This is a genomic window from Arthrobacter sp. 01T414 (genome assembly GCF_056398965.1).
Genome location: NZ_JBFTQK010000001.1, coordinates 819,864 through 845,176, shown reverse-complemented (window position 1 = coordinate 845,176; position 25,313 = coordinate 819,864). Strand labels below are relative to the sequence as shown.

21 protein-coding genes are annotated in these 25,313 nt (G+C 65.1%); 8 read left to right on the top strand and 13 right to left on the bottom strand.

What is annotated here, in order from left to right; all coding sequences use genetic code 11:
• The first annotated feature begins 72 nt into the window (after window positions 1–72).
• Window positions 73–891 (top strand): SGNH/GDSL hydrolase family protein, encoded by an 819-nt coding sequence (locus tag AC1DK9_RS03980; protein ID WP_476915050.1) that lies wholly within the window; start codon window positions 73–75, stop codon window positions 889–891.
• 107 nt (window positions 892–998) lie between these two features.
• On the opposite strand, the gene AC1DK9_RS03975 is transcribed toward AC1DK9_RS03980, so the two are convergent.
• The 5 genes from AC1DK9_RS03975 to AC1DK9_RS03955 all read right to left on the bottom strand — a co-directional run bounded on the left by AC1DK9_RS03975 (window position 999) and on the right by AC1DK9_RS03955 (window position 8,601).
• Window positions 999–2,720 carry an ABC transporter ATP-binding protein gene (locus AC1DK9_RS03975; RefSeq protein WP_476915049.1) on the bottom strand — a complete coding sequence of 574 codons (1,722 nt, stop codon included), beginning with the start codon at window positions 2,718–2,720 and terminating at the stop codon, window positions 999–1,001.
• Window positions 2,721–2,731: 11 nt separating this feature from the next.
• A complete protein-coding gene (locus AC1DK9_RS03970; protein WP_476863022.1) occupies window positions 2,732–3,724 on the bottom strand; it encodes an ABC transporter permease in 993 nt (330 codons plus the stop codon).
• Complete coding sequence (locus AC1DK9_RS03965) at window positions 3,714–4,643, bottom strand: ABC transporter permease (RefSeq protein ID WP_476863021.1); 930 nt, start codon at window positions 4,641–4,643, stop codon at window positions 3,714–3,716. Before AC1DK9_RS03965 ends, AC1DK9_RS03970 begins: the two co-directional genes overlap by 11 nt.
• A 214-nt stretch (window positions 4,644–4,857) precedes the next feature.
• Complete coding sequence (locus AC1DK9_RS03960) at window positions 4,858–6,495, bottom strand: peptide ABC transporter substrate-binding protein (protein WP_476863020.1); 1,638 nt, start codon at window positions 6,493–6,495, stop codon at window positions 4,858–4,860.
• Between the two features lie 279 nt (window positions 6,496–6,774).
• On the bottom strand, window positions 6,775–8,601 hold the full coding sequence (locus AC1DK9_RS03955; protein WP_476915048.1) for an ABC transporter ATP-binding protein: 1,827 nt from the start codon (window positions 8,599–8,601) through the stop codon (window positions 6,775–6,777).
• Window positions 8,602–8,680: 79 nt separating this feature from the next.
• On the opposite strand from AC1DK9_RS03955, the gene AC1DK9_RS03950 reads away from it, so the two are divergent.
• Window positions 8,681–9,322 (top strand): PH domain-containing protein, encoded by a 642-nt coding sequence (locus tag AC1DK9_RS03950; protein ID WP_476915047.1) that lies wholly within the window; start codon window positions 8,681–8,683, stop codon window positions 9,320–9,322.
• Window positions 9,323–9,370: 48 nt separating this feature from the next.
• Here AC1DK9_RS03950 and AC1DK9_RS03945 read toward each other — a convergent pair whose 3' ends face one another.
• The 5 genes from AC1DK9_RS03945 to AC1DK9_RS03925 form a co-directional block, all read right to left on the bottom strand.
• The gene (locus AC1DK9_RS03945) at window positions 9,371–10,477 is read right to left on the bottom strand and encodes an ABC transporter permease (protein ID WP_476915046.1); all 1,107 of its coding nucleotides are present in this window, start codon (window positions 10,475–10,477) and stop codon (window positions 9,371–9,373) included.
• The gene (locus AC1DK9_RS03940; protein ID WP_476915045.1) at window positions 10,474–12,015 is read right to left on the bottom strand and encodes an ABC transporter permease; all 1,542 of its coding nucleotides are present in this window, start codon (window positions 12,013–12,015) and stop codon (window positions 10,474–10,476) included. The genes AC1DK9_RS03945 and AC1DK9_RS03940 overlap by 4 nt, the downstream gene beginning before the upstream one ends.
• A 183-nt stretch (window positions 12,016–12,198) precedes the next feature.
• A complete protein-coding gene (locus tag AC1DK9_RS03935) occupies window positions 12,199–13,980 on the bottom strand; it encodes an ABC transporter family substrate-binding protein (RefSeq protein ID WP_476863015.1) in 1,782 nt (593 codons plus the stop codon).
• 323 nt (window positions 13,981–14,303) lie between these two features.
• Entirely contained in the window at window positions 14,304–15,008 is a 705-nt protein-coding gene (locus AC1DK9_RS03930) for a class I SAM-dependent methyltransferase (RefSeq protein WP_476915044.1), read from the bottom strand.
• 183 nt (window positions 15,009–15,191) lie between these two features.
• Complete coding sequence (locus tag AC1DK9_RS03925) at window positions 15,192–15,632, bottom strand: SRPBCC family protein (protein WP_476915043.1); 441 nt, start codon at window positions 15,630–15,632, stop codon at window positions 15,192–15,194.
• 171 nt (window positions 15,633–15,803) lie between these two features.
• Here AC1DK9_RS03925 and AC1DK9_RS03920 point away from each other — a divergent pair, with 171 nt between their 5' ends.
• The 3 genes from AC1DK9_RS03920 (at window position 15,804) to AC1DK9_RS03910 (ending at window position 18,377) form a co-directional block, all read left to right on the top strand.
• On the top strand, window positions 15,804–16,946 hold the full coding sequence (locus AC1DK9_RS03920) for an ABC transporter permease (RefSeq protein ID WP_476915042.1): 1,143 nt from the start codon (window positions 15,804–15,806) through the stop codon (window positions 16,944–16,946).
• Window positions 16,943–17,674, top strand: a complete 732-nt coding sequence (locus AC1DK9_RS03915) for an ABC transporter ATP-binding protein (protein WP_476863010.1) — start codon at window positions 16,943–16,945, stop codon at window positions 17,672–17,674. The genes AC1DK9_RS03920 and AC1DK9_RS03915 overlap by 4 nt, the downstream gene beginning before the upstream one ends.
• Window positions 17,675–17,777: 103 nt before the next feature.
• Window positions 17,778–18,377, top strand: coding sequence for a TetR/AcrR family transcriptional regulator (locus AC1DK9_RS03910; protein WP_476863009.1), 600 nt, complete (start codon window positions 17,778–17,780; stop codon window positions 18,375–18,377).
• 34 nt (window positions 18,378–18,411) lie between these two features.
• Here AC1DK9_RS03910 and AC1DK9_RS03905 read toward each other — a convergent pair whose 3' ends face one another.
• Window positions 18,412–18,675, bottom strand: a complete 264-nt coding sequence (locus AC1DK9_RS03905) for an antibiotic biosynthesis monooxygenase family protein (protein ID WP_476915041.1) — start codon at window positions 18,673–18,675, stop codon at window positions 18,412–18,414.
• A 244-nt stretch (window positions 18,676–18,919) separates the two neighbouring features.
• On the opposite strand from AC1DK9_RS03905, the gene AC1DK9_RS03900 reads away from it, so the two are divergent.
• Window positions 18,920–19,471, top strand: coding sequence for a DUF3090 domain-containing protein (locus AC1DK9_RS03900; RefSeq protein WP_476915040.1), 552 nt, complete (start codon window positions 18,920–18,922; stop codon window positions 19,469–19,471).
• Window positions 19,472–19,519: 48 nt separating this feature from the next.
• Here AC1DK9_RS03900 and AC1DK9_RS03895 read toward each other — a convergent pair whose 3' ends face one another.
• On the bottom strand, window positions 19,520–20,173 hold the full coding sequence (locus AC1DK9_RS03895) for an SDR family NAD(P)-dependent oxidoreductase (RefSeq protein WP_476915039.1): 654 nt from the start codon (window positions 20,171–20,173) through the stop codon (window positions 19,520–19,522).
• 1,477 nt (window positions 20,174–21,650) lie between these two features.
• Here AC1DK9_RS03895 and AC1DK9_RS03890 point away from each other — a divergent pair.
• Window positions 21,651–22,856, top strand: a complete 1,206-nt coding sequence (locus AC1DK9_RS03890) for an IS30 family transposase (protein ID WP_476915038.1) — start codon at window positions 21,651–21,653, stop codon at window positions 22,854–22,856.
• A 39-nt stretch (window positions 22,857–22,895) separates the two neighbouring features.
• Here the strand turns inward: AC1DK9_RS03890 and AC1DK9_RS03885 are convergent, their stop codons facing one another.
• Complete coding sequence (locus AC1DK9_RS03885) at window positions 22,896–23,795, bottom strand: helix-turn-helix transcriptional regulator (protein ID WP_476915037.1); 900 nt, start codon at window positions 23,793–23,795, stop codon at window positions 22,896–22,898.
• Between the two features lie 130 nt (window positions 23,796–23,925).
• Here AC1DK9_RS03885 and AC1DK9_RS03880 point away from each other — a divergent pair, with 130 nt between their 5' ends.
• Entirely contained in the window at window positions 23,926–25,299 is a 1,374-nt protein-coding gene (locus AC1DK9_RS03880; protein WP_476915036.1) for an MFS transporter, read from the top strand.
• Window positions 25,300–25,313: the final 14 nt, after the last annotated feature.

The window sequence follows — 25,313 nt, the reverse complement described above, 5'->3', positions numbered from 1 at the left end:
CCCCGGTTTGCCGCATTATTGCTGAAGCAACTACGAACGCGGGGGAAGTCCGACATGCCAAGTGCCCAGAGGATGGCCCACATAGTCCCGCCGCTGCTGGCCGCCGCTCTTTTTCTGGGCGCCTGCACCCCGGCGATGCAGCCCGCCGCACTGCCTAAGACCTCGGACCGCGTGAAAGAACTTCCGGTCGCGGCCGCACCCGGCCCCGGCCAGCCCGCCGCTGCGGGTTCCGTCCGCCGGAAGACCGCAGTGGACCCCAGCAGCCTGCCCGCGGGCTCGCTGTACCGGAACCCCGCCAACGGCCGGACCGAAGTCATCGTCAAGGACATCGAAAACACTGCCGTGCTGATCGGCGACTCCCAGTCGGAGCCCTCGGATAGTTGGCCCAGGCTTGCCTTGGAAAGGCTTGGCTTCAACGTCGTCTTCTGCGGCGGGAGCGGCACCGGCTTTGTGGCCGGCAACGGCAGCCGGGGCAACTACATCGATGCCTTGGAGAACGGCGACTGGCACCTGCCCTATGGTGCGCCACCCGTGGTAGTCATCGAAGGCGGCGGGAACGACGCCACGAGGGGTGCGTCCGACATCCAGATCTCGGAGAACGCCGAGCGCCTGATCGATGCTGTCGAAAACCGGTACCCGGACGCCAACGTCGTGATGGTCGGCACGCTCGCGAGGGGCGCCGACGCCGGTGGCGGCCGCAGGACCCAGGTCGACACGCTGCTGGGCTCGGTGGCCAAGGAGTACGGACTTTCGTTCGTCAGCGTGGGCGACTGGCTGACCCGCTACGGACTCGCCCGCCACATGGCCGACGACCGGCACCTCAACGAAGAGGGCCACGAGGCCGCGGCCGTCGTGCTGGAGAAGCGCTTCGAGGCACTCGGCCTCATCTAGGGCGCGGCCGCTGCATTGGCGAACCACTTCCCAACAGAGCGAGCCGGCGCCCACCCTCAGGTGGACGCCGGCTCGTCTTGTCGTTGCGACCCTCCGGGCCGCGGCAGCTAGGCCGATGCCGCCTCGGGAGGGAGCATGAGCTTGGCACCGGGAATCGCGTTGAGCAGGGCCTTGGTGTAGTCCTGCTTCGGCGCGTCGAACACGTCATCCGTGGAACCGGTTTCGACCAGCTTGCCCTTCTCCATCACGCACACGTGGTCCGCGATCTGCCGGACCACCGCGAGGTCGTGGGTGATGAACAGGTAGGTCAGGCCCAGCCTGGACTGCAGGTCCGCGAGCAGGTTCAGCACCTGCGCCTGGACCAGTACGTCGAGTGCCGAGACAGCCTCGTCGCAGATGATCACCTCAGGGTCCAGTGCCAGGGCGCGGGCGATCGCCACACGCTGGCGCTGGCCGCCGGAGAGTTCGTTCGGGTACCGCTGCATGGTGGACTGCGGCAGCGCCACCTGGTCCAGCAGTTCCCTGACCTTCTTCTCGCGGCTGGCCTTGTCCCCGATCTTGTGGGTCCGCAGCGGCTCCTCAATGGTGCGGAAGATGTTGTACATCGGATCGAGCGAACCGTAGGGGTCCTGGAAGATCGGCTGCACGCGGCGGCGGAAGGCGAAAATCTCCTTGCTGTTCAGCGTGGAGGTGTCGACGCCGTCGAACACGATCTTGCCCGAGGTGGGCTGCAGCAGGTTCAGGACCATCTGCGCCACGGTGGACTTGCCGGAGCCGGACTCCCCCACGATCGCCGTCGTGGTTCCGCGCTTGACGCTGAACGAGACGTCGTCCACCGCGGTGAAGTCAGTGGCGCGGCCGAAGCCGGAGCGCAGCTTGAAGACCTTGCTCAGGTTCTCAATCTGCAGCACCTCGTCGGGCATGCTCGAGGCCACGACGGCGTCCTCAGCGGGCGCCAACAAGTCGTCCGATTCGACGCCCAGTTCCTTGGCTGCCTGGATGCGCCGTGACGCCAGCGACGGCGCCGAGGCAACCAGCCGCTGGGTGTACGGGTGCTGCGGGTTCTGCAGCAGTTCCAGTGACGGACCGGACTCGACGACCTGGCCGCGGTACATGACCACAACCTTGTCGGCGCGTTCGGCCGCGAGGCCCAGGTCGTGGGTGATGAGCAGGACGGCCGTTCCGAGTTCGGTGGTCATCTTGTCCAGGTGGTCCAAGATCTGCCGCTGCACGGTCACGTCGAGGGCCGACGTCGGCTCATCGGCGATGAGCAGGCGCGGCTGGCAGGACAGGCCGATGGCGATCAGGGCACGCTGGCGCATGCCGCCGGAGAACTCGTGCGGGTACTGGTTGGCACGGCGGGAAGCGTCCGGCAGCCCGGCCTCGGAAAGCACCTTCGCGACGTCGTCCGGGCCGCTGGGCAGCCCGTTCGCCTTCAGGGTCTCGCGGACCTGGTAGCCGATCTTCCAGACCGGGTTCAGGTTGGACATCGGGTCCTGCGGCACCATGCCGATGCTGTTGCCGCGCAGTTCGATCATCCGCTTCTCGGAGGCGTGGGCAATGTCCTCGCCGTCGAAGAAGACGTTGCCTGCGGCCACCCGGCCGTTGCCGGGCAGCAGGCCGATGGCGGCCAGCGCCGTCGTCGACTTGCCGGAGCCGGACTCGCCGACAATGGCGACGGTTTCGCCGGGCATCACGGTGAGGTGGGCATTGCGGACGGCATTCACTTCGCCGTTGCTGGTGGTGAAGCTGATCGCCAGATCCTTGATTTCAAGGAGCGGGCGCCCGGCAGCCGCGCCGGCCTCGTGGAATTCGACAGAGGCGTTCATGGCGTCCCCTTTCATCGCTTGCGCGCTTTGGGATCGAGAGCATCACGCAGGGCGTCGCCCAGCATGATGAAGCTCAGAACGGTGATGGACAGCGCGATAGCCGGCCAGAGCAGCGGCATCGGGTTGGACCGCAGGGAAGCCTGCGCTGCCTGGATGTCGTTACCCCAGGACATGACGCTCGGCGGCAGTCCGATGCCGAGGAACGACAGGGTGGACTCCGCGACAATGAAGGTGCCCAGCGAAATCGTGGCCACGACGATGATCGGCGCGAGCGAGTTCGGCATGACGTGGCGCATCAGCGCACCGAACTTGGAGACACCCAGGGAGCGTGCGGCGGTAACGAAGTCCGCGTTGCGCACCTCGATCACGGCGCCGCGGGTGATGCGGGCAATCTGCGGCCAGCCGAAGGTGACCAGGATCAGCACGAGCGTCCAGGCTGTGCGGTTGGCGCGGAACACCGGCAACTGCATCATCACGATGGCGCCGAGGATCAGCGGCAGCGCGAAGAAGATGTCGTTGATGCGGGCCAGGACGGAGTCCACCCAGCCGCCGTAGTAGCCGGCGAGGGCACCCATGATGCCGCCGATAAGGAGGACGCCCAGGGTGGTGAAGAGGCCCACGGTCACCGAGGAGCGCGTGCCGAAGATGACTCGGGCGTATACGTCGCAGCCCTGCTGGGTGTAGCCCAGCGGGTGCCCGGCGGCCGGCCCGGCATCCGAATTGGCCAGCTGGCACGCTTCGGAGGCCGGATCGATCCCGGAGAAGAGCGAGGGGAAGAGCGACACGGCGACGACGACGAGGATCAGGAAGGCGGAGATCAGGAAGAGCGGCTGTTTGCGCAGGTTCTTCCACGCTTCGCCCCAAAGGCTCAGCGGCGCCTGGTCCTCTTTGACCTTGTCGGTTGCCTGCAGCGGCGTCTCGGCAAAGTCGGCGACGAAGTGCTCGACGTGCCGCTTCGCTGGCGTTGTGGCGCGCAGGTCTGGGGTCATGTTCTCAGGCGTCATAGCGGATCCTTGGGTCAAGCCAGGCGTACAGCAGGTCTACAAGCAGGTTGGACACGACGTAGATCAGCACGAGCACCGTGACGATCGAGACGACCGTGGGGCCCTCACCCTGCGTAACGGCGCGGTAGAGGCGGTTGCCGACACCGGGCACGTTGAAGATGCCTTCGGTCACGATGGCCCCGCCCATCAGGGCGCCCAGGTCGGCACCGAGGAAGGTGATCACCGGGATCAGCGAGTTGCGCAGAATGTGCACGCGGACCACGCGGAAACGGGACAGCCCCTTGGCGGTGGCGGTTCGCACATAATCGGCGTTCATGTTTTCGATGACGGATGTCCGGGTCAGGCGCAGGACGTAGGCGAACGAGCCGAGGCCGAGGACGATTGCCGGCAGGATCAGGTCCTGGACCGTGGCAGCCGAGCTGACGGTCGGCTTGGCCCAGCCCAGCTGGACGCCGATGGTGAACTGCAACAGGAAGCCGAGCACGAAGATCGGGATGCCGATCACGATCAGGGATGCGATCAGGACCGTCGCGTCGAAGAACTTGCCCTTGCGGAGGCCCGCGATCAGGCCGAAGATGATGCCGAAGACGGCCTCGAAGATCAGCGCCATGACGGCCAGCCGGGCCGTGACCGGGAAGACCTCGCCCAGCACGGCGGCGATCGGGCGCCCGGAGAAGTCCTGGCCCAGGTCGAAGGTGAAGATGCCCTTGAGGTAGAGCAGGTATTGGATCCAGAACGGCTGGTCCAGGTGGTACTGCTCCCGGAGCTGTGCCGCGACGGCCTGGTTGACCGGCTTGTCGCCGAAGAGGGCCACGATGGGGTCGCCAGGCAGGCTGAAGACCAGGAAGTAGACAAGCAGCGTGGCGCCCAGGAAGACCGGGATCAGCTGCAGGAAACGCTTAAGGATGTAGCTCGCCATTAGCGAAGGACACCCCCGTCAGCAGGCACCCTGTCCAAGGATGCGGCGGAGTTGTTCATCAAAGAACCTTTTCACTATGGGTGCAGCGGCCCCGGTGCGGTCACGGCGGCCCGGCTGCGAAGTACACCCGGCTGAGGCGGGTGCTTAGAAATTGGGTGGAAGCAAAACAACGGCGGAGGCCCCAATCCAGGCAGCCCCCGCCGTTGTTCAGTTGTTACTTGCCAGTGATGTTGTAGTACAGCGGGACGCCGTCCCAGCCGTAGTCAACGTTGGTGACGTTCTCGCTCCAGCCGCCCTGGGCAACCTGGTACCACAGCGGGATGGCCGGCAGATCGGTCAGGAGGGTTTCCTGGGCCTTGTTCATGGCCTTGTTGCCTTCGCTGACGGAGGAAGCGGCAAGACCTTCAGAGATGGCCTTGTCGAATGCCGGGTTGGCGTAGCGTGCGTCGTTGGAGCCTGCACCGGTCTTGTAGATCGGTCCGAGGAAGTTGTACAGCGACGGGTAGTCGGCCTGCCAGCCGGCGCGGATCGCGCCGGTCAGGGTGCCTGCGGTGGCGTCGTTGCGGGCTTCCTTGAAGGTGGCATACGGCTTGCCTTCAACCTTGATGCCGAGGGTGTTCTTCAGCTGGTTCACAACAGCCTCGACCCATGCCTTGTGGCCGCCCTTGTCGGCGTTGTAGGCGATGGTGAAGGTCTTGTCGGAGTCCCACTTCTTGATGGCGTCAGCCTTGGCCCAGGCTTCCTTGGCCTTGTTGGCGTCGAACTTCAGGTTCTCGGAACCCGGGATCGAGTCGCTGTAGCCGTCCAGGACGGGAGCGGTGAAGTCCTTGGCGGGCTGGCGTGCCCCGCTGAAGATGACCTTGGTGATTTCATCGCGGTTGATGGCCATGGAGATGGCCTGACGGCGAAGCTTGCCGGCCTCACCGCTCCACTCCGGCAGGTATTCCGGAATCGCGATGGTCTGGTTGCCGGCGTACGGCTTGTTGATGGTGCGGTCGCCGAGGTCGGTCTTGAAGTTCTTCAGGGCGCTCGTCGGGATGGTCTGCAGGATGTCCAGGTTGTTGGACAGCAGGTCCTGGTACGCGGCGTCGTCGTTCTGGAAGATCTTGAACGTCACGCCGGCGTTCTTGGCCTTGCGGGGGCCGTTGTAGTCCGGGTTCGGAACGAGCTGGATCTGCACGTTGTGCTGCCAGCCGCCGTCGGCCAGCTTGTACGGGCCGTTGCCGACCGGCTTCTCGCCGAAGCCCTTCGGGTCCTTCAGCGCACCGGAGGGAACCGGGACGAAGGCGGTGTAGCCGAGGCGCAGCGGCCAGTCGGATTCCGGCTGCTTCAGTTCGACGGTGAAGGTCTGGTCGTCCACGACCTTCAGGCCGGACATGGTCTCGACCTTGGAGCCTTCCTTGCTGGCTTCGTCGTAGCCCTTGATGCTTTCGAAGAAGGCGCCGCTGAGCTGGGCGTTCTTTGCGGCTGCACCGAAGTTCCAGGAGTCAACGAACGTCTTGGCCGTGATGGCTTCGCCGTTGGTGAACTTCTGGTCCTTCTTGATCTTGATGGTGAAGTGCTGGCCGTCCTTGCCCTCGATGGACTCGGCCAGTTCGTTCACCGGCTTGCCGCTGGGGTCGTAGCTGACCAGGCCGGCGAAGATCATGTCGATAACCTTGCCGCCGCCAACTTCGTTGGTGTCGGCCGGCATCAGCGGGCGCTGGGGCTCGGAGCCGTCGGCGATGATGACCTTGCTGGCGTTGCCACCGGTGCTGCCGCCGGCGGTGCTAGAACCGCCGCCGCAGCCGGTCAGGGCCAAAGCGGCGATAGCCACCATGCCCAGTGCTTTGGAAGTGCGCGAAAAACGCATTCCGCCTCCTAAGAGTTGTGGGAGTTCGTGCGGGAGAGACTTGTGCTTCCCGGCAGGTCCAGGCACAGAAATATCCTGTGACGTGGCCTACATATGGAAGTAGCCTAACCGCAAAAAGTCCGAATGATGGAACTCCGTTGCCAAACCGTGACTCGACAACTCCGTGACGGCTAGCGTCAATCGCAACGTATTTCAAGTCACACATTACTGGCTGGTATCATTCGCGCCGGGAGGCGGCCCGGTTATGGATCGTTAACCGAAAATTACCGGCAGAACCCCCTAGCTCGCGCCCGAAAGCAGCTGCGCCCGCAGCTCCCTGCGCTCCCGCTGCTTCTCCGGATCCGGCAGCGGAACAGCGGCCAGGAGCCGCTGGGTGTAGGGCTCCTGCGGGTTCCGGAGGATCTGGTCGCGTGTGCCCTGCTCGACGATCCGGCCGCGCTGCATCACGCAGATCCGGTCCGCCAGGACGTCGACCACGGCCAGGTCGTGGGTGACGAACAGGCAGGCGAAGCCAAGTTCCCTCTGCAGGTTCTGGAACAGTTCGAGGACCTTGGCCTGGACGGACACGTCAAGGGCCGAGGTGGGCTCGTCCGCCACCATCAGCTTCGGCTTCAGCGACAGGGCCCGGGCGATGCCGACGCGCTGCTTCTGCCCGCCGGAGAGCTCGTGCGGATAGCGGTTGCGGTAGTCACGCGGCAGCTCCACCTGGTCCAGCAGCGCTTCGATCCGCGTCTGCAGCTCGGCCCCCTTCGCGACGCCGGCGAGGAACATGGGCTCGCCGATGCTTTCGCCGATCGGCAGCCGCGGGTTCAGCGACGACGACGGGTCCTGGAACACCATGCCGACGTGCCGGCGCATCTCGTGCAGCTGGCGGCCGTTCTTCTTGGCGGCCGAAATGTCCTGCCCAACGACCTTCATGATGCCCGCGGCCACCGGCAACAGGCCCACGGCCGCGCGCCCGATCGTCGTCTTGCCCGATCCGGACTCGCCCACGAGGCCCACCACCTGGCCCGGGTAGATCGCAAGGTTGGCGCCCTCGACGGCGCGGAAGGCCGGCACCCGCCCCTGCTTGGGGTATTCGATGGCGACGTCGGTGAGTTCCAGCACCGGCTCACCCTGCGGCTTCGCCGCTTCGGCTGCGGCCAGCGCTGCGGCGTTGTCGCGCTCGCGTCGGAGCAGTTCCGAGCGCGGAACCGCCTCCAGGTCAGCGTGCGTCGCGGCGGCGAGAGCCGCCGTCACGTCGACGCCGTCGTCGCCCGCTGCGCCACCCTGTCCGAGGTGCGGGACGGCGGCGAGGAGCGCCTTGGTGTACTCGTGCTGGGGGTTGTGGAAGATCTCGGCGGCGGTGCCCGTCTCCACAATCAGCCCGCGGCGCATGACGGCGATCCGGTCCGCGAGGTCCGCCACGACGCCCATGTCGTGGGTGATCAGCACGATCGCGCTGTCCAGCTTGTTGCGCAGGTTGCGCATGAGGTCCAGAATTTCGGCCTGCACCGTGACGTCAAGGGCCGTGGTGGGCTCGTCCGCGATCAGGAGCTTCGGGTCGCAGGAGAGGGACTGCGCGATCATGGCGCGCTGCCGCTGGCCCCCGGATAGCTGGTGCGGGTAAGACTTGAACGCCTTTTCCGGGTCCGGGAGCTCCACGAGGTCGAGCATCCGCAGTGCACGTTCCCGGGCCTGGTCCGGCGAGACCTCATTGTGCAGCCGGATGGTCTCCACGATCTGTGCGCCCACGGTGTAGACGGGGTTCAGCGCCGTCATGGGCTCCTGGAAGATGACGGCGACGTCCTTGCCGCGGACCGCGCGGATGTTGGCCTCGTTGCCCCCGAGCAGTTCCTTGCCGCCGAGTTTCACGCTGCCGCTGACCCGGCTGTTGCTCGGCAGCAGTCCGAGCAGGGCCATCGAGCTGGCGCTCTTGCCGGAGCCGGACTCCCCCACGATGGCCAGGACCTCGCCGGCACGCACCTCGTAATTGAGGCCGATCGCCGCGGGAACCCATTTCTTATCCACGCCGAAGTCGACGCTGAGGTCGCGGACCTCCAGGACGGTGTCCCCCTTGCCGGGCGCGGGAGCCGGTGCCGGATCCAGGGTAATGAAGTCAGTCATGATGGGATTTTCCTTCCACCCGAGCAGCCATCGCACCGGTGATTAGTGCTGGAACTCGGAATGCTGAATTATGGGGGGCATGAGCACTGTGCCCGCTGCCGGAAACGTTGAAATCTTCAAGGCCCGGACGAACAAATGGTTCGCCTGGCTGGCCTGGACCGTGGCGGTAATCGGCCTGGTGGTCACTGTCGCCTCGGCCGGACCCGCCGCGCTTCCCACCACCGGGCCGCTGCTGCTGATCGCGCTGCTGGGCTGGCAGTTCTTCTGGATGCCCGCCGTCGTGGTGCACGACGGCGGGGTCACGCTGGAGAACCCCTTCCGCACGGTGCTGGTGCCGTGGGCGGCCCTGGTGCACGTGGACACCCGCTACGCCCTGACGCTCGTGACCGCACAGAAGAGCTACGCCGCCTGGGCCGCGCCGGCCCCCGGCATCTGGGGCGGGCGCAATGCCCGTCCCGAGGACCTGCAGGGACTGCCGGACACCAGCTACGGCCCCGGGCAGTCGGTACGGCCCGGCGACCTCAAGTCCACCGACTCCGGCCAGGCCGCGCGCCTGGTGCGCACGCGCTGGCGGGAGCTGGTGGAAAGCGGCTCCCTCGCAGCAGGCGAGACGACCGGCGACGCCGACGCGGCGGCCGTGACCGTCCGGCCACGCTGGGCGGCCATCGGCGGCTTCGTGCTGCTGCTGGCGGCCAGCTACTGGGCGGTGGCCGCCCAGTAGTCCCTTGTCCGGCTGCCGGGCCGGGCCGGCGGCGTCGTGGCAGCGCATTTAGTGGTCCTTGGTGCCGTCAAGGACAGTCACCGGAGCGGCCTCCGGAGATCGGGAGGCCGTATCCTGTGCCTTCTTGGCGTTGAACTTCTTCTGCCGCGGATCAAAGGCATCGCGCAGCCCGTCACCGATGAAGTTGATGCTCAGGCAGATCAGCACGATGAAGAGGCCGGGGAACCAGAACAACCAAGGCCGGGTGGAGAAGGCCTGCTGGTTCTGCGAGATGAGCAGGCCCAGCGAGGTGTCCGGGGCCTTCACCCCGACGCCGAGGAAGCTCAGTGCCGTCTCGGTCAGGATCGCTGCGGACATGGTCAGCGTGACGTTCACGATCAGCACGCCGACTGCGTTGGGCAGGATGTGCTTGAAGATGATCCGGGCGTTGCTCGCTCCCGAGATCCGGGCGGCGTCCACGAATTCGCGCTCCCGCAGCGAGAGGAACTCGCCGCGCATCAGGCGGGCCAGGCTGACCCAGCTGATCAGGCCCAGGAAGATGCCCAGGGCGAGGACGCCGTTGGTGCTGGCGAACGAGGAGAACCAGCTGCCCGAGTCGCGCCGGCCGGCCATCTGCGCCATGACAGCGGCGAGCAGGAGGGCCGGGACGATGATGATGACATCGGTCAGGCGCATCAGGATGGCCTCGGCCCAGCCGCGGAAGTAGCCCGAGACGGCGCCTACGACGACGCCGATCAGGCCGGCGATGAGGCCGATGACGACCATGACCGTGATGGACTGCTGGGCGCCGCGCATGGTCATGGCGAACAGGTCCCGGCCGATCCGGTCCTGGCCGAACGGGTGTTCGCCCCAGGCCAGCGGCCACAGCGAGGAGGTCGGTGCGCCGTCGTTGACCAGCGGGGAGACCTGCTCGTGGTTGTACTTCCACCAGCCGGGGATGCCCAGGTAGCCGACGGAGGTGAAGGCGACGATGAAGATCAGCGCGAAAACCACCAGCCCGATGATGGCGCCGGAGTGTCCGAGGAAGCGCTTCCGGACGATCTGGCCCTGGCTCAGGCCTTTCGCCTCGAGGACGGGTTCGACGCCGGCTGCCGGCGTGGGCTGCAGTGCGGCCTCTTCGGCCATGATTTCGTCTTGCTGGCTTGGCTGGCTCATGCTTTTACCCTTACGCGCGGATCAAGTGCGGAGTAGGCGAGGTCCGCGATGAGGTTGAACACCATGGCTGTGATGGCTACGCACAGGAAGACACCCATGACGGGGTTCGGGTCAACGTGCTGGATGCCGTCCAGGAAGAGGAAGCCCATGCCTCGGACGGAGAAGACCGACTCGGTGATCACGGCGCCGCCGATCAGGCCGCCGATGTCGAAGGCCACGATGGTGGCGATCGGGATCAGCGCGTTGCGGAAGGCGTGGCGCATGACAACGGTGCGTTCCGAAAGGCCCTTGGCCCGGGCGGTGCGGATGTAGTCCATGTTCATGATCTCCAGCATGGAGGCCCGGGTGAACCGGGTGTAGCTGGCCAGGGAGATCAGGATTAGGGCGAGGGTCGGCAGGATCAGGTGCGTGAAGGAGTCCAGGCCAAGGACCCAGAAGTCGCCCTCGATGTTCGGGGTGCTCGCCCCGATGGTGGCGATCGGGCGTCCGCGGACGCGGCTGTTGTTGAAGTACGTGGGCCACGCCTGCATGAAGCGGTCCAGCAGGATCAGGAACCCGACCAGGAATGAGGTGATGGCGGCCGCGCGCATCGACTGTCCACGGTCGTAGCCGCCCACCAGGTAGCCGATGCCGAGTCCCACCAGGACGGTGGCGATGGCGAGCAGCACGATCATGAGGAAAGTCGCCTGGTCCAGCAGCGGCTGGACGACGAAATACAGGATGACGCCGACGCCGACGGCGATCAGTGCCGACTGCAGGGCTTTGCGGTTCTTCAGGCCGGCGGTGAGCAGGGTGACGGCAAAGGCGAGGCCGACGCCTGCGATCGCGATCATCACCGGTCCCAGCCCGGGGGTCTTGAACCACTCGGTGGCGGAGAAGTAGACCAGGACGGCGCTTACGAAGAGGAAGACAATGCCGCCGGCAAGCACGCGGCGCTTCAGTTCGCCGCCGACCGCGACCGCAACCACCAGGCCGAAGGCGAGGCCGATCCCGATGGCTGTGAGCATGGGGATCTCGGGGTTACGCAGGAAGTTGTTGAAGCCGATGGCGCCGAATTCCTTGAGCAGGACGGCGACCCAGAAGATCGGCAGGGAGAAGAACAGGAACGCCATGAAGGTCACGCCGTAGTCCAGCGCGCTGTACTGGCGCAGGGCGGTGATGATGCCCAGGGTGATGCCGATGAGGATGGCCAGCACCGTGGCGCCGGTGACCAGCGTCAGGGTCTGGATCAGCGCGTGGCCCAGGGCATCCGTCACGGGCTGGCCCACGATGTTCTTGCCCAGGTCGCAGGAGTTGGCGAACGGGACGAGGCACTGGGCGGCGCCGCCAAGCCATTTGAAATAGCGCAGCGGCGGGGGGACGTCCAGCTGCAGGAGTTCGGTGCGGGCGTCCATCAGTTGCTGCTTGTTGGCTGCGCTGATGGCGCGGTATTCCTCGAGGGGGTCACCTGACGCCGCTGTCAGGATGTACACCAGGAAGGATGCGCCGAGAAGAATGAGGGCGGCGGTCATGAGCCGCCGGACAATGTAGGTCACCATGGGGAATAGAACCTCGGAATTCGGGCCCAGGGATCGCCCGGACCGGTCGCAGAGTTAGGCCGGATACCCCCGGGCGACGCGGCCGCGCCAGTCATCGCCGGGGAGGGTCGCTAGAAAGGCGTCGGGACCGTAAAGCCGTGGTCCCGACGCCTTCAGCTAGCAAGTGTCACTTGCGGTTGCGGGCTACTTCTGTGCCCACTCCCAGAAGTTCCACCAGACACCGGTCTGGTTCGGCATGTACTTCACGCCGGTGATGCGGTCGCTGTAAGCATCCACACCGACGGCCTGGAAGAGGGGCAGCCCGTAGCCGGAAGCCCAGATCTTCTTGTCGACCTGCTGGATGAGGTCATCCTGCTTGGCCTTGTCGGTGGTGATGATCAGCTCGTCCATCAGCTTGTCGGCTTCGGGATCGCTGAACTTGTTGAAGTTCGAGCCGTTGCCGGACTTGAAGATCTGCGGAACACCGGAGACACCGACGCCCGAGTTGATCCAGCCGAAGATGGTGGCATCGTAGCTGCCGTCACCCAGGGCCTTGCCCCAGTCAGACTTGCCGAGGCCGCCGTCGACGATCTTGAAGCCTGCCTTGGCGGCGGACTCGCGGATCAGGGAGAAGGCGTCAACGCGGTTGGGGTTGTCCTTGTTGTACATGATGCGGACCGACGGCGTGGCACCGTTCAGCAGCTTCTTTGCACCCTCGATGTCAACATCCTGGAATGCGGAGGAGCCGTTGTCCTTGACGGAGTCGGCGTACTTGGCCTGGTCCGGGACGAAGAGCTGGGAATCGAGCGGCTTGGCCTTGTCGTCCAGCTTCTTGACGATCTTGTCGACGATGTCCTTGCGCGGGACCGTCTTCATGAAGGCTTCGCGGACGTTCTTGTCAGCGAACGGGCCGCTGTAGTTCAGGTCGAGGTGGTCGTAGGAGAGCTGGTTGCCCACCTCAACCGTGACGCCCTGGCTTTCGAGGGCCTTGAGCTGCTCCACGGTGTCCGCGGAAGCCTGCGGCGCGATGATGTCCGCTTCGCCGTTCTTCAGCGCCTGGACCTGGGCCGGAGCTTCACCGATGTAGCGGACGGTGATTTCGTCCAGCTTGGGCTCCGGGCCCCAGTTGTAGTCCTTGTTCTTGACCATGGTCAGGGACTGGTCCTGGTTCATCGCCTTGACGACGTAGGGGCCGTTGGAGAGGAAGAGGCTGGGATCGGCCGGCAGCGTCTTGGTGTCGAAGCCGGTGTTCCACATGTCAGACATGGCCTTGAGCTGCTTATTGGCAGGCTTCGGGTTCTTGGCGTCTCCGCGCGGCATACCCTTCAGGAGGTCCACGAACGCCTTGGCGTCGGCCAGGCCGGCCTTCTTGGCGAGGACGTGGGCCGGGATGTCGATGCCCGGGCCGCCGAGGGCGATCTCCCAGTCAGCGAAGGGCTTGGAGTACTTGATCGTCATGGAGCGGTTGTCGTCGCCCAGTTCCGGGAAGTCGGTCAGCGCCAGGCCGGTCGGGTCGCCGGCGTAGGAGAAGTAGGAAGTTCCCTTCTTTCCTTCCGCGTCGGCGTCGTTGTAGTAGCCGGAGAAGGCAGCCCACTGAAGCACCAGGTCGGCGGCGGTGACGGGCGTGCCGTCAGACCACTTGACGCCGTCGTTGATGGTGTACTTCACGGTCAGCGGGTTGTCTGAGACCTTTTCCATCTTGCCGAACTTTTCGTTGCGGACAACATTGAGCTTGTTGTCGACGTAGAAGAATCCGGAGTGGGTGGCGTAGCTGACTTTCGAGTTGATATCAGTATTGCCGTCAGCGGTGTTGGGGTTGAACGTGTTGAACGCGTTCACCTCTACGACTGTTGCCGATCCGCCTGATTTGGCTGCAGCCGCCGCGGACGACGGGGTTGACCCGCCACTGTTTCCCGCGCAAGCGCTCAGTGCGAGTGCTGCTGCTGCCGCGACCCCCACTGCTTTGGAAATACGACCGAATCGCATTCCGCCTCCTTGTTTCTGTGGTGTGGATGAGACCGGCGCCCGAGGCGCCGGACAGACGTCCACACTCCCCCAGCGGCAGTGTGGCGCGTCTCACATGGCATGAAGCGTAAACCCGCAGCGGGGCAGAACGGCATGAAATTTGTTCGCAGGTATGGTTCGTTATCGAGCTGCAACAATTGGCGCCCGCGTTAAGTAAATTTTGTCGAAATTCATTGACGAATCTGGAAGTCCGGGATATTGACCGAATGCCGCAAAAAGCCCGGATCCACGCGGATCGAAGCTTTTCGAGTTAATCGTCCATTACCGGCCCGGTCACCGGCATCTCACCCGGCCTCGAGGACGAAGAAGATGAAGGACAGGAACGCTGACTTCTCGCCGCTGAGGATGCGCGGCGGAAGGAGTTCGCGCGGCGTGTCCGGAGCGGGCTCGGGTTCGCTCACGGAGGCTATGCGGTAGCCCGCTGACGTGAAGGCAGTAATCATTGAGTGCAGCGGCCGGTGCCAGAAGGTCAGGACGGCCGGCTCGCCGTCGAACTCGTAATCCTCCGAGTACTGCCGGATGGCGAAGTAGTCCTCGGCGGGCTGGGTGACCACGCTGACCGTTGGGTGGTTGACCGAGAGGATCAGGCGGCCTCCCGGCTTCAGCACGCGCCGCAGTTCTGCGAGGGGACCGGACCAGTCCTCCAGATAGTGCAGGACCAGGGAGGAGACGACGTCGTCGAAGGAGTCGTCGGCGAAAGGGAGCGGCTTGCTGAGGTCGGCCAGGTGAAGGTCCGCGGCCGCGCCCAGCCGCCGTCTTGCCAGTTCGAGCATCGCCGGACTGGAATCGAAGCCGGTCATGAGGGCGCCTTTGGCACTCAGCGCCGCGGAGAGGAGCCCGGAACCGCACCCTGCGTCCAGGATCCGGCGGCCGGTCACGTCGCCGGCGAGACCGATCATGGCCGGCCGCTCGTAGTAGGCGTTAAGCAGGCTGGATTCATTTTCCGCCGCGTAGCTCTCGGCGAAGCTGTCGTAGTGGTCGGCCTTCACGGATCCTCGCTCTCGGGGCAACGCTCTTGGTTGGGACGGTCGGCTCGATCCTAACCACCCAACCGCCCACTTCGCGCAGACCTCCATTTCCCGCGGCGTTTCTCCAATGTTGATAAGGAAAGCTACCGTCCCACGGCGGGTCCGAACAGCTGCCCCTCCTGCCCGGGGCAGGAATGGGTCCAGCTAGGCCCGCTCCGCAAGGTGGTTGATCCTGACGATCGCCTCCGACCACATGCTCTGCATATCGTGCGCCCACTCGTCGGGCACCTCGAGCTCGACGACGAGGGTGGTCGAGCCGTCGGTCTCGCTGAACGAGTAGCTTTCGTGAAGTCCGGCTGCCGGACCTACTGGGTTTTCGACGCCGTTCTCGATCTCGCCGAGATAGCGGACCGATACGAATTCGTGGGGACGGTTCTCGACGATGGTGCCGAAGAGCCCGCTCGGGGTCCCGTCGTCGTTCGGGCCGAGGAAACGGATCTCATCGCCCTCGTTCCAGCCGCCCTCGTAGGTCGAGCCCTCGTGAAAGGCGCCGGTCCATTCGCGGTAGGTGTCCAGGCCGAGCATGACGTTCCAGACATGCCGCGCGGGAGCGTCGACGTCGACGCTGAATCGAAGGGTCTCCATGCCCGATCTTAGGTCCGGTGCACCGTGGTGGCGCAAGACCTCCGGCAGGGCCGGGTCGTCGACAGAATGCGGCGGGATTTGCCACTCCCCCTTTTTGCTGACATGCTGTCGGAAAGATGCCGACATCATGTCAGCAACTCTTTCCATCCACCTCTGAACCTAGGACCCCCAATGTTCCTTGCACTCCGCGAACTGATCTTCGCGCGTGGCCGATTCAGCCTGATGGGCGGTGTCATTGCCCTCATCGCCGTACTGATGGTGATGCTTTCCGGCCTGTCCTCGGGCCTCGTCAACGACGGCGTGTCCGGCCTCAAATCGATGCCGGTCACCGCGTTCGCGTTCGACCAAGGCACCAAAACCGACAACGCGTTCTCCCGCTCAGTGGTCGATGACCACCAGCTCAGCGCCTGGCGCGGCGTGGACGGCGTGGCCGCCGCGGAGAAGATGGGCGTTGGCATGGCCAACGCCACCACTGATTCCGGCAAGCAGATTGACCTCACGCTTTTCGGCGTCGAGCCCGGATCCTTCCTGGAACCGTCCCGCTCAGCCGGCGCCGCACTCGGGGCTGCTGACGGCATTGTTGTGTCGTCGACCGCGAAGGCTGAAGGCATCGACCTCGGTACGGTCGTGACGCTGGACCGGATCGGCACCAAACTGAAGGTCGTTGGCTTCACCGAAGGCCAGTCCACATTCGGGCACGTCGACGTCGCCTACCTGCCGTTGAAAACCTGGCAACTGATCGCCTCCGGCCAGGCCTCCCCCGGCGTCCCCAGCCCGGCGCAGTTGTCCGCGCTCAACTTTGATACCGCCAGCGTCGTCGCAATCCAGGCGAAGCCCGGCGCCAAGCTGGACCTGGCCGCCGCCGACACCGCCGCCGGAACGTCCAGCAAATCTCTCTCCACCGCTTTCAACGCATCTCCCGGCTATGAGGCCGAGACCATGACCCTGAGCATGATCCAAGTGTTCCTCTACGCGATCTGCGCCCTCGTGGTCGGCGCGTTCTTCACTGTCTGGACGATCCAGCGCAAGCACGAAATCTCAGTACTGCGGGCCATCGGGGCCTCAACCGGCTACCTGCTGCGCGATGGACTGGCCCAGGCCGCCATCCTTTTGGTGGGCTTCACCGCGCTGGGTGTGGCCGCCGGCCTGGGGCTCGGTGCCGCCATGCCGGACGCTATGCCGTTCGCGCTGGAGGCCGCACCGATCGCCGTCGCCACAGCCCTCACCATTGGCCTGGGTCTGATCGGCGCCGCCGTGGCCGTGGTGCGCATTTCCCGCATCGACCCGCTCAACGCCCTTGGAGGACAGCGATGACCAACCCCACGTTCACGGCGGCCGGCACAAGCCCGGCCGACGCATCCGGATCCACCGGCCTGTCCATCCGCCATGCTGTGATGGAACTCGGCGACGGCGACACCAAGGTGAAAGCTTTGGACGATGTCAGCCTCGACGTTGGCCCGGGGGAATTTCTAGCCATCGTCGGCCCGTCCGGTTCCGGCAAATCCTCCCTGCTCGCCGTCGCCGGCGCCCTGGCCTCCCCGGATTCCGGAACGGTCAGCATCAACGGGCAGGATCTCTCCCAATTGAGCCGGGGCAAACGCGCCGCGTTCCGGCTGGCGAACATTGGCTTCGTTTTCCAGTCCGGCAACCTCATCCCGGCGTTGACTGCGGCGGATCAGCTCCGCCTGGTCAACCGGCTCGCGGGCGGACCGAAGAATTTCGACCCGGCGGTCCTGCTGGAATCCGTTGGCATGGCCCACCGTGCCGCCAACCGCCCCGGCCAGCTCTCCGGCGGCGAACGGCAGCGCATTGGCATCGCACGGGCACTCGTCACGGGGGCGAAACTCCTCCTCGTGGATGAACCGACCGCCTCGCTGGACCGGGCCCGCAGCCGCGAAGTCGTGGAATTGCTGGCCCGGCAAAGCCACGAGCACGGCGTCGCGACCATCATGGTCACCCACGACCATGACGTCCTCGGCTACTGCGACCGCGTCGCTGAGATGGTCGATGGCCGGCTGGGGGCTCCTGCCCCGGTCCGCTAGCATCCAGGGCACGGACCCGACGACGGCGGCCTGCTCAGCAAGCCGCCGTCGTCGGGCCGTATTCTTGAAGCATTGGTCAAAAAAAGCGTCAAAGGATCCCGAAATGCCCAGAATAAGTGCCGCCACCGTCGCGGAACACCGCGCCGCACAGGAGCGCGCACTGCTGGATGCTGCCCACGAACTGCTGCAGGAAACGTCGGAAGCGCCGACCATGGCCGAGGTGGCGTTGCGGGCAGGGCTTTCAAGACCCAGCGTTTACCAGTACTTCGATTCCCGGCAGGACCTGCTCCAGGCCCTGGTCCGTGACATTTTCCCGCGCTGGACCGAGCGCGTCACCGGCGCGATGGCGGACGCCCCCACCGAGGCGGACCGGATCTTGGCCTACGCAACGGCCAACGTTGACTTGGTCGCCGAAGGAGCGCACGCCGTTGGAGCAGCGCTGGCCGCACTGGCTCCCGGCGCCGAACTCGACGAGCAGGCCACCCGGATGCACCGCCAGCTGCAGGAACCGCTGATTGCGACGCTCACCGAGCTCGGGGTTGCCGACGCCGAGTCAGTCGCCGAGATGATCAACGCCGTCGTCCACGCCGGCACCCGCATGCTCGAATCCGGTCAAACCCCGGCGCAGGTGCACGCCCACCTTCGGACGCTGCTCGGACCCTTCGTGGCAGAGCGCCAGGGCACCGAAGCCGCCGGACGTTAGTTGGCCCGGCGCGTTAGTTGGCCTGGCAGGTTCCCTAGGCCATCACCGCGTTAACCAGCTCGTGCTTCATCGGGGTGATTTCCACCGGCAGGTTTGGCCTTACGTTGTTGTCGAACCAGGAATCGTGCTGCGCCGCAGCCTCCCAAATTTCCACCACGGTCATTCCGTCGTCACTTTCATAGGCGTAGTGCGCCTTGAACCCGGGGGTGGCCGCGAGTTTGTCCCTGAGGGCCGCGGCGATGCCTTCGTATTGTTCCCGGGTCAGGCCGGGCACCAGGTTTTGAACCAGAACAGTCATGGCAGACTCCTCCAAAGGCGGATGCCGGCCGGGCGGACTGATCCCACGGACAGAGCCGGCACAGCGGAAGCCTACGCCGTTGGCGGGTGCCGCGACAGGGCAGCGTGCTGCGCCGCAGGGCTCAGTCCGCGCCGTCTATGGCCGCTCAGCGCAACCGGGAAGTTGCTGGACGCTGCAGTCCCCATGGCCCGTGGGCGGCGGAGCAGGGCGGGGCGCCGTGGCGTCTTGTGCCTAAAATACTGACATGCCTTCCCGCGTTCACGAGTTTGACTGGCCTGATCGGGTCGTCGTTGGCACCATTGGCGTTCCGGGGGCGCGTACCTTCTACCTGCAAGTGCGCGCTGGGACTCAGATCGTGAGTATTGCCCTGGAGAAGCAGCAGTCGGCCCTGCTCGCCGACAAGATCGATGAGATTCTCGATCAGCTAAGCACCGTCGAGGGCAACCCCTTCAGCGTTCCCTCGAGTACGCCTATTGAACTTGTCGATAATGAACAGCTCGACGCCGTTTACGAGCAGTTTCGTACCGGCGCCATGAGCCTAGGGTGGGACCCAACCACTGCCCAAGTTGTCATTGAGGCCTACCCCATCACCGAAGTCGACGCTGATGACGACGACGAGTCGCTTGACGAGGACGCCAATGACTCCGAAATGCTTCTGGTGCGGATGCCGGTCGGCACTGCCCGCGCATTCGCCAAGCGCACCCGTGAGATCGTCGGCGCTGGGCGTCCGACGTGCCCGCTTTGCGGTTACCCGATGGACCCCGACGGCCACATCTGCACCCTTCCCGAAGCCTGACGCCGGCCCCGGCCAGGTGACCGGTCAGGTGGCTACAGCTCGGGGAGCCTAAAAGGCGGTGCTGGGCAGGTCTTTCTCGCCATCGAGGATCGCAGTGACAATCCTCGCCGCAACCAGGTCTGGCTCCAGCGCGGCGCCGAATCGCGGCGCCGCCCCGGCAATCGGATGCTCGGACAGGGCGGTACCCGTGTGGCCCGGCCGGGCATCCATGATTCGGATGCCAGCGCGCCGATATTCTCGCGCCGCCGCGGCAACGAACGCCGCTAGCCCGGCTTTCGACGCCGAGTATGCGGCCAGACCGGCGACGGGTGTTTCAGCCACGACGCCGCTCAGCGTGACTATGAAGGGCTCCCGGCCTTCACGGGCCGATGCCGCTAGGTAGGGCTGGCTCTGCACAATAAGCTGGACCGCACTGGTCGTGTTCACGGCGAAGAGCTCGTCCACGGTGGCGGGTTCCAGGTCTGCTGCAGCACCGAAGGCGACGACGCCGGAGGCAACCACCAGCCCATCGAGTCGTCCATACTGTGCATTCACGCCTTCCAGCACCTCCCGGACCACGGAGGGAGTGCGGAGATCGTGCCCGGCAGACCTTGACGACCGGGCAACGATGGCGCCGTTACTCTCCAGCTGGGCGGCGATGCGCGAACCGAGTCCGCCGGTAGCGCCGACCACCAGAACTACCGCCTCCTGAAGCGTCGTCATGGGTAGATCCTAGATCACCGTACGGCGGGCACCCCAGCGCCTGGACCGGAGTTTGAAGCGGAACTCTCGGCGATGTTCCGCTGTGGAGTTCCTCTTCCGCATGCCAGCCCCCGACGAACATTTGCATGGCGAAACGTCGCACGCCGGGTTCGGCTCTAACGCCCGTGCCAAGTGAATATCTCTTACGCGCTCAGAGGTAGGCCGAAAGGATGGCCAGGACAAGCGGGGCCCCGAGAAGAAGCGCTAGGAGCCAGCCCGCGCGGCGACGTCGCGCGCTGTCCACAAGCGATCGCAACTTGGTGAACTCGTGCAGCAAGACCGCCGGCTTAACCACGGCAGGCGGACTTCTGTGCCAGGTTCCGGGGCGGAGGGCTGCAGCGGTAAGCGCCGACACCTGCGTGGGCGTGAGAATGTTCGGGCGGTCTGCCAGCCACCGAAGGAGGTGCCGGTCCGTGACTACAACGACGTCGGCCGGCCTCTCCCCGGACCGTATACGTAAACAGCACAGCTTTGCGGCGGGCAGCCACCCTCTTCATCATGTCGTCCAATGTCCCCATCCCGTCTTGGTGCATCTCTGCCTTCAAGAGAAGACCCCGGACCGCAAACCGGTCCGAGGTCTCCTATAGTTCCCTGGCGGTCGTTCGCTCATTCCAAGCTGGATCCTTCGAGAAGGTCACTTTCCCTGCCGGTGACTCGTGCCAGTTCTAGTCAGCTGGCGGACGCTGCTGATGGTATCTGGTCCATATCAGCAGCATCGGTGCTCCGATGACCGCACTCAGCGCTCCGACGAGCCACGAAGGCCGGTCGGGCACTCCGAATGCAATCACCGCAACTAGGGGAATCGTGATAATTAGGGAAGCCGCGGTAGCCAGCCAAGGTCTGTGCATTCTCGCTCCTGATGTATCGATCGATGCGTTAACTCATAGCCGAGTGGTAGAGGGCTCCACCCAGTGCGGCGCCGGTGTTGTAGCCGATTCCAGCGGCGCAGCCCGTCCCAATGTCTGAAAGTGACGTGGCGTTTCCATCCAGCATATTCGCCGTACCGACGGCGACGGCCCGGTGCCGACGTCGACCGAGCCGGAGACCTGATCGGAGATCGGCAGTGGTAGCCGCGTCGCGCCCGGCCGTGAACCCAGCTCGCCGATGGTGGTCCCTTCCCCTGACGAGGCCCCCGGAATGGCCATGGGCGCCGGTACTACAGCCAGCCCGGGTCCGGACGTTGCGGCCAGGAGTCCAAGCCCCAGGCACGAGGCGATAGCCCCGCGAAACAACAAGGCCGGCGGCCTATGGCCACCGGCAAATCGATCTGAACGTGACGGCGTACGCCGCTTCCCCCCAATAAGCACCGGGCGGTTTCTCACCAACGTCGCAACACCTACTGAAAGAGGTGTTGTTTTTTATGCGTAGTTCGACGCGCCGAAAGCGGAAGATGGGCCCCGAAGGCTTGGTCGAGAAGAAGCCCTTGTACGTTCAGCCCATGAAAGACGGGCACTCCAATTCCGCAGCATGCAGGATTCTTGGTATCAATGTGAACACGGGCCATCGCTGGTTGCATGGACGCAGCGGGGTTGAAGGCCTCATACAGCAGGGCTTGGACCCGCGGCCCCGTAAGGCCGTTCCGGCGGCGGTGTCCAGCCGCTATCTGTCCGAAGACGAACGCATTTTCATCGCGGACCGACTGCTGGTCCGGGCAAGTATTCGCTCCATCGCCCGTGATCTGGGGCGGTCACCGTCTACCATCAGCCGGGAGCTGTCCCGCAATCGCCCCGATTCGCGTCGCTATCACCCGTTCCGTGCCCAGAAAATGGCACAGAAGCGCAGGCCGAGGCCGAAGTTGGCCAAGCTGGCCAGCGATGAAGAACTGCGCCACTACGTTGTGGAGTGCCTGTCGAAGCGTTGGAGCCCTCAGCAGGTCTGTCGGGCCTTGAAGCAACGGTTCCCGGGCGAGAAGTGCCGGCATTTGGCTCACGAAACGATCTACCGGGCGCTGTATCAATTGAGTATCCGCCCCGTTCCCACCGGGTCTGCCCGGCTACTGCGTTCGGGTAGGTTCAGCAGACGGTCCCGGTCCAGGACCAAGGTGAAGCCGCGCCGGTACATGGCCGATGCTCTGAAGATCGGCGATCGCCCAGCCCACATCGCTACCAGGGAAGAGGCTGGCCATTGGGAGGGTGATCTGATCATGGGGAAAGGGAACAGGTCAGCGATAGTGACGCTGGTTGAACGTTCTTCCCGGCTTCTCGTTGCCTTTGCGCTTCGGCCGGGAAACAGGTCCGATAACATGCGTGACCAGCTCATTGAGGCGCTCGGGGTCATGCCAGTCACGTTGCGGAGAACTTTGACGTGGGACCGGGGCTCCGAGATGGCCAAGCATGCCGAGGTTACTGCTGCTTTGGGCACGCTCGTGTACTTTTGTGATCCGGCCAGCCCTTGGCAGCGTGCCTCAAACGAAAACGCCAATGGCTTGCTCCGTCAGTACTTCCGGAAGGGAGATGACCTGAGCGCAGTTGAACCGGCAGATGTCCTGTTCGCCACTGAGGAGATCAACAGCCGGCCCAGGGCCGTTCTGGATTGGTCGAGCGCAACTGCAAGGTTCGCGATCTATCACGCGACTGCGGCCAGCCCCGGTCGGAGGAACTGCAGAAGCGAGCGAACTGCTGCAGTTTTTGCTACTTCGGGCTAGCTACGGTGCCGAGCAGCACAGTTGTCGGGGCTTTCGCGTTCAGGGCAACCTTCTTTCCTCTGAAGGCGGGCTGACTGGTGTCTCTACAGAGGTGCTGTTGTCGCTGGCGGTCCAGCTGGCGAGGAAATCCAGTTGGCCTTGGGCGTGGCTGCCCGGTTCGGCGGAGTAGGCGATCAGTGTCAGCCCTTCCCCGGGGAGTTCGAGCGCGTCGCCGGTGAGTTCGATCTCCCCGACGAGCGGATTGCGCATGGTCTTGCGTGCGGTGCGGTGAAAGCGGACATTATGGCGCGCCCACCGTGTGGAGAACTCGGTGCTGCCCGCGGCCAAGTCACCGATAAGGCCGTTGAGCGCACGGTCGCGAGGGTTTCTGCCGGATTCGGCACGCATGGCGGCTGCAAAGTCATCGGCGAGTGTGTCCCAGTCGACGAAGAAGTCCTTGGACCGCGGGTCCAGGAACATGAAGCGTGCGAGGTTCACCGGAAGCGTCTCGGGGCTAAGGATGCCGGTGTAGAGGGCGAAGCACAGGCTGTTGGCAGCGACCACGTCAGTACGGGCGTTCCGGACGTAGGCCGGAATCCCGGTCATTCCGGCCAAAACTCTTTCGATACTGGGGCGCACGTCAGCCCGTGCCCGCCGTGGCCCGGACGCCGGGGCAGGTGCCGCGGCCTTGGCCAGGTCAAACAGGTGGGCTCGTTCTGCCTCGTCGAGCTGCAGGGCCCGGGCGAGGGAGTCAAGAACGGAATCCGACACTCCCCGGAGGTTGCCGCGCTCGAGCCTTGCGTAGTACTCGGTGCTGACGCCGGTGAGCATGGCCACTTCCTCACGTTTGAGCCCTGCCACTCTTCTGGTACCGCCGTAGGCGGGCAACCCTGCCTGGGTCGGAGTGATGCGGGACCGGCGGCTCATGAGGAACTCGCGGACGTCGTGAGTGTTGTCCATGGCTTCTAGGCTACGGCGGGCCGGGCTGGTCTGACAGGAACTGCCAGTACACCGCACAACAGACACTCCCGCGCGAATGAAGGGGCTGGTTTTCTTGAAGAAGACCGTTATCCCGCTTTGAAAGGACATCATGTCCGTGTCTGTCGTCAGCCGCCCAACCGTGGCTGCCCGACCCAGGGCTTCCCTGGCCGTTGCCATGCTGGGCTTCTTCGTTGTCGCCTTGGATGCCCAGATCGTCAACGTCGCTCTGCCTGCGATCCGCAACGATCTCGGCGGGGGCCTGTCCGGCCTGCAGTGGGTGGTGACCGGCTACACCCTGATGTTCTCTGCCCTCCAGCTGTTCGCGGGAACGTTCTCCGATAGGGCCGGTGCGCGCCGTGCCTATGGACTTGGCATGATCGTCTTCGTTGTTGCTTCCGCTGCCTGTGCGCTGAGTCCCTCGCTCCCGGTACTGGTCGGTGCCCGTATTCTGCAGGGCGTCGGAGCGGCGATGATCACCCCGGCTTCCCTGGCGCTGATCCGGGAGGCCTATCATGACGCCGCCGCCCGCGGCCGCGCCATCGTTTACTGGGGGCTGGGCGGTTCGGTGGCCGCCGCCGCAGGTCCGGTACTGGGCGTGCTTCTCACACAGCTCGACTGGCGGCTGATCTTCTTCGTCAACCTACCCGTCGGGGCTGTGGCTCTGTTGGTGCTTTCCCGCGTCGCACCGTCACCCCGACGGCTTGCCCCGTTTGACTGGGCCGGACAGATCAGCGCCGTCGCCGGACTCGCAGCCCTGACCTACGGCATCATCGAGGGTGCCGAAGCCGGTTACGGAAGCCCCGCCATCTTGCTCATGTTCGCCTTCGGGGTGGTATCCGTCGTTGCCTTCGTCACCGCCCAGGCCAGGGGACGGCATCCGATGATTCCGCTGGACCTGTTCCGCTCCCGTGCCGTGTCCACCGCCCTGATCATTGCCGTCGTCACAATGGGGGCGTTCTACGGCATCGTGTTCGTTCAAAGCCTCTACTTCCAGCAGGAACGGGGCGCCTCTGCCCTGGAGACCGGGTTGCTGTTCCTGCCAATGACCGCCCTCGTGGCCATCCTGAACCCTTTGGTGGCCCGTCTCATGGCCCGGTACGGGCATGTGGCCATGATTGCCGCAGGACAGCTCATCATGGTTATCGGCCTCGCCGGCCTGTGCTTGCTGCCCGCGGATGCGCCGGTCCTGCTCGTCGCAGCGCTCATGGTCCCCGTCGGCGTGGGCGGCTCTTTCACCGTCCCGTCCATCGTCGCCCAGGTAATGGACAACGTCCCCGCGGAACGGGCCGGGACCGCCAGCGGAGTGGTCAACACCGCCCGGCAAGTCGGCGGATCCCTCGGCGTGGCCATCTTCGGCGCGGGGCTCGCCAGCGGCGAGTTCATCACCGGGCTACGCGCCAGCCTCGGCGCCACGGCTGTGGTCCTCATCGTCCTCGTCGCGGCGTCCCTGGCATTGCAGCGACGGCGGCACGCAACCACCTAACCAGACCCGACCAC